Genomic DNA, 13076 nt, shown 5'->3' with positions numbered 1-13076 from the left:
CGGAAAACCTATGACAACAATCGTTGAACAGCAGAACAAAATTAATGAACTTTTAAACGGCGGCCGTCCCGTCACACTGGAGACGATTGCTCAGGCACTCTCCGTGACCGCTCAGGAAGCCGCACACCTTCTTCCCGAAGGTTCTGCCACCTTTGCTCCGGGCTCCGATTTTGAAAGCGTTTGGGCCTCGATCGCCGAATGGGAAAAAATCACTTTCATTGTGACTGCTCACGGCAACGTCATCGAGGTTGAGACCAAACTCGTGACGGGTAAAGCAGCCATGGGCTACTACAATCTGATGGGAGGCAAGAGCCCGCTTCAAGGTCACTTTAAGTACGGCGACATTTCCGAGATCGGCTTTGTGACTATGCCGTTCTTGGGCCGTGAAAGCCACTTCGCCGCTTTCTTTACAACTTCCGGCGAAGTTGCTTACTCCATGTACGTCGGTCGCGAAAAACACAAGTTAATTGAAAGCGCCAAAGAAAAATTCCTTGCCCTCCAGCAGAAGTACAAAGCTTAATGAGAGGAAGAGAATGAAAGTTTTAGTTGCATACGCCACCGTTACCGGAAACACTGAGATTATTGCCCGCGCAATTGCTTCGGCAATTCCCGGCGCCGATCTCAAAAAACTGCCGACCGACGTCAATTCTCAGAATTACGACTTTATCTTCGCCGGTTTCTGGTGCGACAAAGGTACACCGGATGAAGTATGGCAGGCATTCCAGAAAGAGGCTAAGACCAAACCGATTGCGTACTTCGGAACGATGGGCGGAGATCCCAACAGCGAACGCGGACAGGCTTGGGTTAACAAGGTAGCAGGTCTTTTCCCATGCGAAAACTTCAAGGGTCTTCGTGTTTGGCAGGGAAAGATCGACCCTAAGATCTTAGCCGCTATGGCCAAGATGCCCGGCGCAAAACCGATGACGCCGGAGCGTCAGGCCAGATTGGATGAAGCCGCCAAGCACCCGACAGCCGAAGATCGGGCTCAAGCCGGAGCTTGGGCCTTAGAGCTTCTTAAAAACTTCCGTAATGACAAATAAACATGGACATTAAAGAGATTTACAACCAGATCGGATGCGCCGGTATTGCGCTGGTAATTATCGGAGTATTTGCTCTTTACATTACCGTTTGGAATTTTCTTTATTTGAGAGGCGTGCTCTCTAAATTTAAAAAGCATTTCCACGGGATGGACCAGGCGATACCGGAGCGCATTCGTCGTTACTTCGGAGAGAGCACAAATCCTTTGGAATGCATCGTGCGCGATATAGTCATGACGCACGGCGCTCACTCCGACGACATTCGTGCGGAAGTAGCTTACTTGTTCCACAAGCATTTCAAGCCAGTGAACAATGCGCTGACTTGGCTCAAGTTAATTTCCGCCGTTTCTCCGCTGCTGGGCCTTTTGGGTACGGTTATCGGTATGGTGACGGTTTTCCGCACTATTTCCGAGAACGTTTCTCCTGATCCCACGATGCTCGCGGGCGGTATTTGGACAGCCCTCATCACAACTGTGATGGGTTTGGTGGTCGCGATTCCGGCGCTGATGGCTTATTACTACCTGATGCTCAAAGTTAAAGAGCTTCGAATCGAGGCCGTGGAATACAGCTATAGAGCTTTAAATATCCGCCGAGAACCTTGCCGCTGCGCCCAGAAGATGGAAGAAGACGAGCAAAAAGCAGCCTGAGATTTAAGAGATAGATATGTTTGACGAACTCGAAGAAGAGCCCCGGGTGGATTTGACGCCGCTCATTGACGTGATTTTCATGTTGGTCATCTTTTTTGTGATGACCATGACGTTCAGCAAACCCGTGCTGGATGTCGTATTGCCTGCGGCCCAGAACTCCGAGGTCAAGAAAAAGACGGCGGAACTCGTCATCAGCGTGAAGTCCGACGGAAAGTATTTCTTTAACGATCAGGAAATTCCTAAAGAAGAGCTTTCCCGTTTCTTGTCCGAACATCCGGAAGGCACGCTCAACCTGATGGTAGATGAGAAGGCTCCGTTCGAAGCTTTTGTTTATTTGGCTGACTTGGCGAAAGTCAATAGAGAAGGCCGTTTTGTGATCAGTACTAAAGCAGCACCTAAGAATTAAGATGTTTAGTCCTAAACGCAAAGACAATGAATTACTCAAGGCCAAACGGCTTTCCAAAGCTGCTTTGGCTGCCTTTGCCTGCGCGTTTGCTTGGGCAGCCTGCACGATTAAAACAGATGCTCCGCAGCCTTCTCAGCAGCCGCGGACGATAGAACTGAGTTTTTCTCAGATTCAGGATATTCAACCGGAAGAAGCACCGGAAGTCCGGCCGGAACCTCAGCCACAACCGGTCATCGAAGAACCTAAAAAACTTCTCACAGATGAATCGGAATTTAAAGTCGAACCTGAAAAGGTTGTAGAAGAAAAGCTTCCTGAATCTGAAGCAAAACCGGTACCTCCGGCGCCCGTACCCGCTGAGCAGTCCAAACCGAAGAAGGCTGACCCGGAGAAACCTAAGCCTAAAGCTTTAGAGAAGCCGAAGCCGGCTAAGAAGCCAAAAGAACCCAAGGCAGAAAAGGGAGAACCCGCGCTTCAAAAAGCTTCTGAATCTGCTGAAGCGAAGGCGGCCTCGCATGCTGCTGCAGAGCAGGCACCTAAAAGGAAAAGCATCACTGCAATGCTTGTGAGTTTGGTTGAAAAACACAAGCGTTATCCGAAAGCAGCGAGAAGGGCGGGAATGGAAGGCGTCGTTTTAGTGGAATTTACGGTCGACTCAAGCGGTAAAGTTACCGGCGCCTCAGTCATTAAGAAATCGGGCAACGGTCCCTTGGACTCAGCCTCTCAGGAGTTAAGCAATCGAATCATCGGGACGGCTTTTAATGTTCCTAATGCTGGGATGAAGATCCAGGTTCCGATTCGGTACAGTCTTGATTAACAAAAGATGAGAAACTTGAGTGAGGGAGGAGGGAGTAAGCGTTGCTGTCATTCATTTTTTGAGCGATTTGCCAGTTTTGGGAAATTGCGTATAATTCAATTCTCTTTCGGAAGGGTGGCAGAGCGGTTGAATGCAGCAGTCTTGAAAACTGTCGATGAGTGATCCTCATCCGTGGGTTCGAATCCCACCTCTTCCGCCATTTTTATGTCCGCAAAGAACCTCTCTGAACCTCTCAGAGCTTTTTAAATTCATAAAATCAAATAGTTATCTAGATTCACCCATTTGCGTTTGGACCTCTGTGAACCTCCATGAATGGCCCATAAACATCAAATGGTCGGTACACATGGTGGTACACTTTCCCAAAATTTCTTACTTTGTGTACCACAATCATGGCAAAGCTCCGTACCACCGACGTTCTCAAACTTCCCGACGGCTTCCACGCCGACGAAAATGGGCTGTACTTATATGTGCGTGGAAATTCCCGAACTTGGGTCTATCGAGGAACGCTTAACGGCAAAAGAGTAAAACGCGGTTTAGGTTCTGCCAAACTCATTTCTCTTGCTCAAGCGCGCCAAAAGGCTTTGGAGTTCAAACAAGCCGGAGTTCAGGAAACGGTAAAGAGCGTAAAGTTCCAAGACTTCTATTTAGACGCCGTGGAACACGCAGCCAAACTGAAGCAGTGGAAAAACAAAAAGTCAAAGTCTCAGTGGATCAGTACGATTAAAACCTACGCGCTCCCCGTGATCGGAGCCAAGTCGGTTAAGTCGGTCACTTCCGAGGACATCCGCAAGATCATCGACCCCATTTATGAAACCAAGACGGAAACCGCTTCTCGGCTGGTCGGAAGACTAAAGAATGTTTTCGACTATGCGCAAGTCTGCGGACTGCATCAGGGACCTAACCCTGCAATGTGGGTCGGAAACCTCGATCAGTTCTTTGCCCCGAAAGCAAAAGTGGCCCCGGTCAAACACCACAAGTCATTATCTTGGAGGGAGCTGCCGGTTGTGTTTAAGGCTCTTTGGGAAACCGGAGGAGTTGGAGCCCTGTCCGTTATGTTCGGGGCGCTTACTGCTTCCAGAGTAAATGAATTTGTGCCTGCTCAGTGGAGCGAGATAGACATAGAAAATAAGGTGTGGACGATGCCCGCCGGGCGAAGGAAAGACCAGAAGCTCTTTCCTCACAGAGTGCCGTTAAACGACAAAACTTTAATGGTTCTCGACAGGCTGCCGACGAGAGAAGGGAATATGTTCCCCGCATGGAGCGGGCCGAAGCATCAAAATAAGGAAACACCTCGGAAGACACTGCATGACTTGGGGCTAGATGTGACGATGCACGGAATGCGCTCCACGTTCAGAGACTGGGCGGCAGAGACCGGGCAGGACTATGCAGCAAGTGAGAAGGCGCTCTCTCATGCAGTGGGAACTGAAGTGACCCAAGCCTACCTTAGAACAGATATGCTGGAGAAGCGCCGAGGGATTATGCAGGCTTGGGCTGACTGGTGTTTCAGTGAAATCTCAAAGAGCAGCTAGCTCAGAGAGAATCTTTTCGCGCTCGATCTGGAGGTCGAGCATTCTGAGCCGGGCTTCGAGCTCTTTTCGTCTCTCATTGGTGTTCTGGCTGCGTTGTGCCTCACAAACTTCTGGAAGCACAGGAGGTTCATTACGTTCACTGGGTTCTTCCACGGGGATAGTCTCTTTAGCTGCTTCCAAGAAAGTTTCCGCCGTCGGGGGCGCTCCATGGATTCTTGCATACTCTCCGCGTTTGATAAGCTCCTCGTAGGTAAAAGCATAGTAAGTCAGATAGGGGTAGTAGACCGACGGATCAGTGTCGAGCTCTTCAGAGTAATAATTGCCGAGGTAGATATTGGTTGCTCTCTGCCCAAATCTAACAAAGGTACTTAGTGTCTTCTTTCCGATGCGAAGGTATATTCCGGTACCGCCGCCAAAACTTATCAGCACCTGAGTAGGTTTTTTAGATTCCGGTATTTCGAGGTAATTCTTAATGGCTTGGTCAATTTGACTCTGTGTGCGCAATGGCACCCTGCTATAATAAGCTCTCATAACAATCTCACAGTTTTATCGACATAGGGGCCGTAGCGGGCCCCTTTCTTTTTACATGGAAGCTAAGCGCTCAGCGGCGTTTTTCTTGGCAATGAGCTTGCGGCAAATGCCTTCGAGAAGAGCGTTGATGTCTTCTTCAAAATAAAGCTTGTCTTTGCCTAAACCCATCGTGCCGGTAATCTTGCCTTCGTCTTCAAGGCGCTTGAACGTGGAAAGGGAGATGCGAAGCATCTCCATCGCTTCCTTTCGTGTGACAAGCTTCTTAGGCATGTTATTTCCTCTCTAAACGTTTGATTTCAAAATTCACGACGGTCTCTAAGTTCTGCCAGAAAGTCTTTGGCTGGTCGCCCGGATCTTCGTGGGGCCTTTCATCGTTAATTTCCACGCCCGGGTAATACGCAGCGCGGATCAGATCGTTGTCGATGTTCTCGCAGAACAAACGGAAAAGACGGCCGTCGATAAGCCACATTTCCTCTCTGTCGTTGAGGTACCAAGCGGCTTTCTTGAGATCGAGAAGCTTGGACTCTTTCTCCGTCTTCCCCGGATAGAGCTTCTTGCCAGCGCGTAAGATGTACTTCAGCGCGTTGCCCTGCGGGTAAGCGAGGAATCTGAAAACCACATGGGGTTCGATCCAAAAACGGTTTTCAACATAGTGCTTCGGGTGGTTAACTTCGTCGTATTTTTCCACGGTTATTCTCCTTAACAAGTGACTTCATATTCTTTGATGTAGCGGTCAAACGGGTTCTCCCGAGGCTCCTTAAATGACGCAGGAACAAAGACCGGTCGTGTCATTGACGGCTTCAGATCTCCGAGCATTCCTATAAAGTCCTTGAAGTCGTTTACGGGGATCTCTTGCACGAGGTCGGGGCTTCCTTTTATTCTCACTGTCAAGACGACATTTTTAGAACCCGCTTGGACAGAGATCGAAAGCTCCATATTGTCTACAGCTAATTCGATTGCTTTTCTTGTCGGCATTTCATTTCCTCTAAAAGTAGTGGGATCGCTCAGGCAACCACGGACGCTCAGAACCCTAACGCTCAAGTGCAGCAGCCCGTGGAAACTCAGCAGCCCACGATGTCTCCTGAAGAGGCTGAGCTCGCCCAGATGGAAGCCGAAGAATCAGCGAGACGCCAAGCTGTTATTGATAAGTATGGGCTGGAATTTAACCGGAACCATGGAGCAGCATTTGCTGACGTAACTCGGAATATCACTGACGAAGCCGAAAAAGACTTCCACGCGAAGATCCTCCAAGCAGCCGGAATGATGGGTATCAAAAACCCGTTCAAGGAAAAAGAGGCTGCTGCGAATTTTGCTACTGAATACAAGACCTTCGGAGGGGATCTTGCCAAGCTTGCAGAGTTCTACAGAAACATCGGCATAAAAGCCGAAAACGATGCCGGAAAGAAACAAGGTGCGCTTCGTCAAGCAGAGTTTTATCAGCAGTTAGCTGACCTCTTGGAAGGCGGAGAACTCTTGAACTTCGAGCAGCGTCGGGCGCGTAAGGAAGAGAAGAAAGCAGCTCAGGCAGCAGAGATACAGGCCGCTCAAGTGCAGCAGACAGCGGAGCAGATGATGGCTCAGGAACCCGCCCCTGTGGAGGCTCAGCCCGCGGAAACCTCCCAGCCGGAGCCGAAACCTAAAGCCAAGCCGGGAGTGGTTATCACTGCCGAAGAACAGAAGCTTATTGATTCTGAAGAAGTTCCGACAGGGAATGCTTTGGACATTTTGTCTCCCAGACAGAGGGAACGTGTATATGAAGCTCACGTGGACAAACTTGTAGCCGCCGGAAAGATCGGCGAGGCTGAAGGGAAGTCTATGAAGGTCCACTTCCCAAAAGGAAATAAATACAGAAGCGAAAGAAAATTCGTCAGTCTTTGGGACATTCAACATAAGCGCCAGTGGGAACTAACTGACCAAGAAAAGGCCGAAAGCTTCAGAGCACGTTTAGCCTATATCGGGAAAGCAGATTTAGGTATTGCCCGAGGGATGAGCGTCGTTAGTAACCAACTTGAAAATATCATTGCCAAACGAGACCCGGACAAGCTCGATGAGTTTATTTCTAAGAATGAAAATAGAATCCAAGCGAAGATCCGCTTGGCAAACGCTGTGAATGATGGAGTCTCAGAAGAGCGTCTTGCTCTATTTGAGAAGTGGGCTAACGACGCTAAAACAGAAGAAGACTGGGCTAGAGTTAATAAAGCCCTTATGGACGAAGGCGCCAGCGACGCACTTGGTGTCGCTCCGAAAGAAACTGTTGTAAAAACGAACAAAGACGGATCGGTAGAGGTCGAGTCTGTTGACAGCGCTCCTTCTGCGGAAAGCAACAATATACTTTTGGAAAAAGCTCGCAAGAAGCTTGATAAGCTCTTAAAGAGAAAAGAAGGCAGCTATGAGCAAGACGACGAAAACTCCGGGAAGATGGGTGTTCTGGTCAAAGGTGCTCTGACACCAGAAGAAGAAATAGTTCTTCAAGAATTTGGAACCGAAGAAGATAAAGCCAACCTTAGTAAGCTGCTGCTGAAGGATCAGAATATCGACGCTAAAAAACACACCACAAAAGACGAAACTAAGGGTAGAAAAAATACTGGTGAAGAGCTAACGCTCGAAAAAATTGAAGAGGCTAAGAAGAAAGAAGAGGGGCTAAAAAAGGCTCAGGCCCAAGCACGTGAAAAACGCGGTGAATTCTATCGCAAAAAATGGAACGAACTCGACGACGGAGAAAAACTCTTAATTGCGCAAACTCTTGGCATCACACATGACAACCTTTCCACCGGGCCTAGAAAACACACTGGCAAGACAGACAAACTCCTCGGAGCAGTTTTAAAGGACACTGAAAAGAAAGATCAGTTCAAAGCGATTGCTGTTGAGGAGCTCAATAAAAAAGAGGAAGCTGCTGCTAAAGCAGAAGCGAAAAAGCCCGAGCCTGTTGTTATCAACGCTACGATTCCTGAGAGCCCGTTTGAGAAGAAAGAAGAAGCCCCGAAGAAAACTAAATTCGGAGACGCACTGAAAAAGGCTTTTGACGAAGCGAAAGAGAAAGCTAAAACGGAGGGGGAGGGCAAACCTGAAGAATTTAAAGGCCCAGTTCCGAAAGTTCCCAAAGACCCGTTTAAGGGGGTCGAGGAAAACAAGGCGGTCGTCTCAGCCGTGGAAGGTAAGGAAAAGGATGCCAAGGCAGCAGCCAAGGCAGAGATGAAAGTGCGCTCAATTCTTGAGAGCATGCAGGATTACTTAGACGGGAAAAGAAAGAAGAGACTCTCGGAAAACCAAGTAGACCTTGTCAATGAACTTAAAGACAAGGGCTTCCTGTTCGTGGACGACGAAAAGATCCTCGATGACTACAACAAACGTATTGAAACCAAATTTGGAAAATCAACACGCCATGCCTCAAAGTCTGCAAAGACTGATCCTGAAACATCCCGAATTAGAGGGCTCCAAAGACTCCAAGAAGCCTTGGAAAATAGGACATCCGCCCATCGGGCGATGTGGAGTAAACCGATCAGTATGTGGAGCCCGTCTTTGAACGGATGGGTTGATTTTGACTATGGGAGACTTGGAAGCATTATCGACGAAAACTTCACCACAAAAGGAGCTATGGGTGTTTCCCATATTGTCGATAAGAGAAGTTTAGCTCAAGGATTAAATCCTGCCGAAGTGGCCTTAGTCTTAAGAGAGATGGTTAACACTGTAGCTTATGGAGAACAGGTTAAGGCACATGAAAAAGCAGTACTCTTAAAGAGTGACAAATTCAAGGTTGTTCTTTCGAAGAGCGGAGGAAACTCGTATGTAATTACGGGTTTCGGTAAGATAAACAAAGGGGAAGCTGTGTCCTCCGGCACGTCAGACACAGTTTATTCCGCTCAAGCCAATTTGGACGCCCATGGCAAGAGCATACCCCCGATCCTAGAGAGAGAAAAGAACCTTTCTAGGATCGTAAAAATTATCGCAGACCAAAAGCTTCTTTTCAAGGGTGACGAGCTCAAAGCACGCAAAGCTTCCAAGAGTTCTCTGACCGAAAAACAGAAGAAGCAGAACTACAACGATGTCCGAAACGGCTTGAATAAGTCTTGGGGCGTTTCCACGACTAAAGAGCTCCTTGATTCCGGAAAGGTGGTGATCTGTGATTCCAACGAAGGGTTCATTGACACTATCGTCAAAGATTACCTTGCCAAGGACCCGAGCTTGTCTGAAGACGAAGTCAGAAACACTCTCCGCGAAGAAGGTCTTGACAAAGGAACGAACGCTATTTACGACGAGAACACAGGGAAGGTCTACATCAACGGCGAAAACGTTGATGAAAATGAGGCAGGCTCGGTACTCGCCCATGAAATCGGTGTACACGCTGCTAAAGACTCTGAGTTCAAGGGGCTTGTCAAAGACATCGAAGACCGTGTCGCGACTTTGATGGCAGAAGGATTAAAGAGCAAGAACCCTGCGGTAAAGAAATTCTGGGAAGATGTTAAACGCCGGATGGATGACGCCGATGTTTCTGACAACGAAGAAAGACTTGCCTACTTCTTGGAAGTCTATGTTAAGCGAAACGGCGTTATCCCTCAGTCCATTCAGTCTGAAATGTATCGGGCCGTCGGCCAACTTAAGGACTGGCTTCTTAAATTCCTTGGTATTAAGAGTATCAATGAGCACAAGGCAGCCGAGCTTCTATGTGACGTAGTGAGGGCTTATGCCGATCAGAGCGCTATGGAGAAGGGCAGCGGTCGTCATGCTTCCAAGAAAGGTAAAAACGACAAACCCAAGAAACCCCGCAAGCAGCTCACACCCGAAGAAAAGGAAAAGAAAAAGCAGGAAAAGCTTGCCGGAATGACGCCGTCGCAGAGGGCAAGCTATGAGCGACAGCAGAAGCGTGCTGAACTTAATAGGAAGATCAAGAAGCAGCAGGATGAAAGAGTCGGCAAAGCCGAGATGGAAAAGACCGAAGCAGCCAAAAACGAGGCTAAAGCCGTGGAAACCGGCGGCTTCAAGAAGCTGATCGAGGATACGTTCACTGGCAAAGCGGCCCCTATTGGCGACGCGATCCTTTGGGTCGGAGAAGTCGGTGCAAAACTGAACAATAAGCTCTTTAAGTTCACTGACCGCTTGGTTGACGAACTTTCCAAGTTTGCTCCGTCTGCCAAGGGCTACTATCAGAAACTCATTGACCACGCGAAGGCTCGTGCCGAGTATCAGGCTAAGTCTGCTGCTATCTATGAAGGTTGGCAAAAACTCGATGAGAAGAACCGAAAAGCGGTTAACCAGTTTCTCTTCGATTCCACGTCCTCCGGTCTTTGGGGCTACATCCCGGCTGACTGGACCGACATGGACGGGAAGGCAATCCCTGAAGAGACTTTCGGGCAAGTTGACGCTCACATGGCTAAGCAGTTTGAAGCGCTCTCACCGGAGGCACAAGCCGTGGTGCAGCAAGTCTTCAAGTATGGCCACGACACAATGATCTTGAAGCAGAAGCTCTATGACTTAATGGGGCAAGCCCTTCAAGGTAAAAACTATGTGTCGCCGTTTAAGTCTCCGAAGTCTGTGCTGCCGTATTCTCCGCTGCGCAGAACCGGTACTTACAACGTGGTCTGGGTGTCTCCTGAGCTCAAGGAAGCCCGCGGCAAGCTCAAAGCACTGCAAGACAAGTACACATCTTTGAAAGAAAACGACAAGGATGAAGAGCAAGTTGCAACTAGGAACGCAAAGCTCGGTGTGTCGTATGCTAAAGAAGCGGTGGATAAACTGGAGCGCAGTGCTGACCACTACTACGTCGGACGCTTCGAGTATTTCACCGATGCACGACAAGCTGTAAGGGACTTGAAGGCAGAGCATCCGGGCAACGACGCAGTTATGTATGAAATCGGGACTGAGGAAGGTCTGAAGTCTCTGACCAGCACTGCGGAAGTCAACGAGATGACGGCCAACCTCATCACAGCCGTGGAGAAAAACTACGGCCCGGTCAGCAAAGCCATGAAGCAGTCCATTCTGGAAATGACAATGGACGCCGCTCAGAAGAAAGTGGACGCTTCCATGAGAAAGAGAAGGAACATCGCGGGCGCCAACCCGAACATGATGGACTCTTTCCTGCATCAGGGACAGACAGACTCTTGGCTGCTTTCCAACATGCAGTTCAGCAAGCAGATCTCCGACGCTTTCCAGAAAGTTAAAACAGAAACTAAGGACTATCGCGAAGGCCCCGAGGAAGGCAAAGCCACAGTGGGCGATATGCAGGCTCTCTACAACGAGCTCCAAGCACGACACCAGCGAATGATGGAACGTCATAATCACAACGCTTGGGATACATTCAGCGAATGGGCGAGAACGAGCAACACCGCTCTGACGCTTTCCTTTAAGCCGATGTTCTATGTTCAGAACGCCTTGCAGCCGTGGATGATGACAGCACCTTGGCTTGCCGGACAGTTCGGCGGATATAAGACCCAGACCGCTATGGCGAAGGCCTATGGAGAATGGGGCACGATGTTCAACGCGGCCATGAAGGACGCTAAGACTGCCTCGGAAAAATTCCATGCCTTCGGCAACCTCTCTAAGCAGATCGAAGACAGCAAGCTGCCGCCTGAAGAAAAGGCAACGCTCAAAGAAATGATGAGCAGAAACCTTCTTGACCTCGGAGCCCAGCAGGAGTTCGGCAATGTGACCGGACGAAGCGCTATCTCCAAGGCAATCAACAAAACAATGGTTGAAATCAGCGTGGCAGCCCGAGGCGTTGAACTTCTGAACCGCTATGTGACTGCGGTCTCCGGGTTCCGTCTGAAGAAGGCCGAGCTGATGGGTAAGGGTAAAACAGAGGCCGAAGCAGTTCAAGGTGCGACAGAGTACGCAGCAGACTTACTCAGCATGACGCAGGGTGACTACTCGGCGCTCAATGCTCCTGACTGGTTCAACACCCGTCCGGGCAAATTCATGCTTCAGTTCCGTAAGTTCCAAGCCATCCAGCTGAACTTCTTCAAGCAGATGCTCAAAAACAGCTTTGATAAGAACATGTCTAAAGAGGAAAGAGCTGCTGCACGCCGCCAGCTTACATGGGCACTTGGTACACATTTTGCCATGGCGGGTGTTAAGGGCTTGCCCGCGATGTCAGCAACGCTTGCTCTGCTGTCTTCTATGGGGCTGCTGGGAGACGATGATGAGGACGAAGAAACAGCACTTCGACGCCACTTAGCGGAAGCCGGTGTTCCTGTTGAGTTTCAGGATCTCATGTTGGAAGGTTTACCGAGTTTCCTTGGCTGGAACCTTTCTGATTCAGTAGGCGCAGGCACCATGCTCTCTGCTGCTCCGTATCGAAGAGAAGACCTTTTCTCCAAAGATGGGTTCAGAGAGGCTATCTGGAACCTAGGCGGCGCGCCTCTTGGAAGAGCCGAGCGAATCTGGAAAGGATTCTTTGATTCCAACTGGGAGCACCAGAGACCTTTCTGGGAAGCCGTCCTTCCGGCTGGTATCCCCTCGGCGCTTAAGGCCGCCGGGATCTTTGATCCGACAGAGGATAAGAAGACCGGTGCCAAGATGCTCAATGATGACGAGATCTCTTTCGGGTCTCGTGCTCTGATGATGCTGGGCGCCACACCTAAGAGCGTGGAGCGCATGTACAAAATGCGAAACCAAGCTTTCAGAACGCAAGAGTACATCAAGGAAGAAAAGGGCGATCTAACGCGCCGTTGGATTGACGCGATGAAGAACCGAGACTACAAGGCTCAGTCGGAAATTCGGAAGGACTTGATCGAACATAACAAGGACAGAAGAGCTAAAGGCTTCAAACCGGTGAGCATGAACGACCTGATGACTGCGTGGAAGACCCGCCAGAAAGAAGAAAAACTCATGCAGAAGAATCATGGGCTCAAACTTCCGAACAGCCAGCAGGGGTTTGCCAAGCAGCTCAACAAAATTTACAATTAGAAGCGCAACATTATTTGGATCTTGTATCTAACTCGACTATTAAAGAACAGTTTCCCCGCCTTGTGCGGGGATCTTTTTATCTGGTACACAAAGTGGTACCCATAAAAAATAAATAATTTAATTATCAATAGGTTGCTATTAAAATCGGCGACCACCTCTTCCGCCAGCCTTAGGTGCGATAAAAATCTTTCCTTTTCTCAAAAAGACCTATAA

The 13076-nt window shown here is 49.1% G+C and carries 11 protein-coding genes and 1 tRNA gene; 8 read left to right on the top strand and 4 right to left on the bottom strand.

Annotation, left to right across the window (positions count from 1 at the left end):
• Window positions 1–10: 10 nt before the first annotated feature.
• The 7 genes from hutX to ACZND6_RS01025 all read left to right on the top strand — a co-directional run bounded on the left by hutX (window position 11) and on the right by ACZND6_RS01025 (window position 4433).
• The gene (gene hutX / locus ACZND6_RS01055; protein ID WP_270208439.1) at window positions 11–520 is read left to right on the top strand and encodes a heme utilization cystosolic carrier protein HutX; all 510 of its coding nucleotides are present in this window, start codon (window positions 11–13) and stop codon (window positions 518–520) included.
• A gap of 13 nt (window positions 521–533) precedes the next feature.
• Entirely contained in the window at window positions 534–1040 is a 507-nt protein-coding gene (locus ACZND6_RS01050) for a flavodoxin family protein (RefSeq protein ID WP_270208440.1), read from the top strand.
• Between the two features lie 2 nt (window positions 1041–1042).
• Window positions 1043–1684, top strand: coding sequence for a MotA/TolQ/ExbB proton channel family protein (locus ACZND6_RS01045; protein ID WP_270208441.1), 642 nt, complete (start codon window positions 1043–1045; stop codon window positions 1682–1684).
• 16 nt (window positions 1685–1700) lie between these two features.
• Complete coding sequence (locus ACZND6_RS01040) at window positions 1701–2090, top strand: ExbD/TolR family protein (RefSeq protein ID WP_270208442.1); 390 nt, start codon at window positions 1701–1703, stop codon at window positions 2088–2090.
• 1 nt (window position 2091) lies between these two features.
• A complete protein-coding gene (locus ACZND6_RS01035; RefSeq protein WP_283387871.1) occupies window positions 2092–2904 on the top strand; it encodes an energy transducer TonB in 813 nt (270 codons plus the stop codon).
• A 108-nt stretch (window positions 2905–3012) separates the two neighbouring features.
• A tRNA-Ser gene (locus ACZND6_RS01030) sits at window positions 3013–3103 on the top strand.
• A gap of 190 nt (window positions 3104–3293) precedes the next feature.
• Window positions 3294–4433: a tyrosine-type recombinase/integrase gene (locus ACZND6_RS01025; RefSeq protein ID WP_489524302.1), complete on the top strand. Its 1140-nt coding sequence runs from the start codon at window positions 3294–3296 to the stop codon at window positions 4431–4433.
• Here ACZND6_RS01025 and ACZND6_RS01020 read toward each other — a convergent pair.
• The 4 genes from ACZND6_RS01020 to ACZND6_RS01005 all read right to left on the bottom strand — a co-directional run bounded on the left by ACZND6_RS01020 (window position 4419) and on the right by ACZND6_RS01005 (window position 5939).
• Window positions 4419–4937 (bottom strand): hypothetical protein, encoded by a 519-nt coding sequence (locus ACZND6_RS01020; RefSeq protein WP_489524301.1) that lies wholly within the window; start codon window positions 4935–4937, stop codon window positions 4419–4421. The genes ACZND6_RS01025 and ACZND6_RS01020 overlap by 15 nt on opposite strands.
• A gap of 78 nt (window positions 4938–5015) precedes the next feature.
• A complete protein-coding gene (locus tag ACZND6_RS01015) occupies window positions 5016–5234 on the bottom strand; it encodes a helix-turn-helix domain-containing protein (RefSeq protein WP_489524300.1) in 219 nt (72 codons plus the stop codon).
• A 1-nt stretch (window position 5235) separates the two neighbouring features.
• Window positions 5236–5652, bottom strand: a complete 417-nt coding sequence (locus tag ACZND6_RS01010; RefSeq protein WP_489524299.1) for a hypothetical protein — start codon at window positions 5650–5652, stop codon at window positions 5236–5238.
• An 11-nt stretch (window positions 5653–5663) separates the two neighbouring features.
• Window positions 5664–5939, bottom strand: a complete 276-nt coding sequence (locus ACZND6_RS01005; protein WP_489524298.1) for a hypothetical protein — start codon at window positions 5937–5939, stop codon at window positions 5664–5666.
• A 66-nt stretch (window positions 5940–6005) separates the two neighbouring features.
• Here ACZND6_RS01005 and ACZND6_RS01000 point away from each other — a divergent pair, with 66 nt between their 5' ends.
• Window positions 6006–12863: a PLxRFG domain-containing protein gene (locus ACZND6_RS01000; RefSeq protein WP_489524297.1), complete on the top strand. Its 6858-nt coding sequence runs from the start codon at window positions 6006–6008 to the stop codon at window positions 12861–12863.
• Window positions 12864–13076 lie beyond the last annotated feature (213 nt).

The organism is Parasutterella sp., from assembly GCF_057870745.1.
The sequence above is the reverse complement of the archived record's forward strand: the minus strand, read 5'-3'. Positions and strand labels throughout refer to the sequence as shown.

Bases quoted from the DNA above. Each gene is read 5' to 3' on its own strand.
- ACZND6_RS01050 (WP_270208440.1), top strand. From the start codon at position 534: ATGAAAGTTTTAGTTGCATACGCCACCGTTACCGGAAACACTGAGATT.
- ACZND6_RS01015 (WP_489524300.1), bottom strand. From the start codon at position 5,234: ATGCCTAAGAAGCTTGTCACACGAAAGGAAGCGATGGAGATGCTTCGC.
- ACZND6_RS01025 (WP_489524302.1), top strand. From the start codon at position 3,294: ATGGCAAAGCTCCGTACCACCGACGTTCTCAAACTTCCCGACGGCTTC.
- ACZND6_RS01035 (WP_283387871.1), top strand. From the start codon at position 2,092: ATGTTTAGTCCTAAACGCAAAGACAATGAATTACTCAAGGCCAAACGG.
- hutX (WP_270208439.1), top strand. From the start codon at position 11: ATGACAACAATCGTTGAACAGCAGAACAAAATTAATGAACTTTTAAAC.
- ACZND6_RS01005 (WP_489524298.1), bottom strand. From the start codon at position 5,939: ATGCCGACAAGAAAAGCAATCGAATTAGCTGTAGACAATATGGAGCTT.
- ACZND6_RS01045 (WP_270208441.1), top strand. From the start codon at position 1,043: ATGGACATTAAAGAGATTTACAACCAGATCGGATGCGCCGGTATTGCG.
- ACZND6_RS01040 (WP_270208442.1), top strand. From the start codon at position 1,701: ATGTTTGACGAACTCGAAGAAGAGCCCCGGGTGGATTTGACGCCGCTC.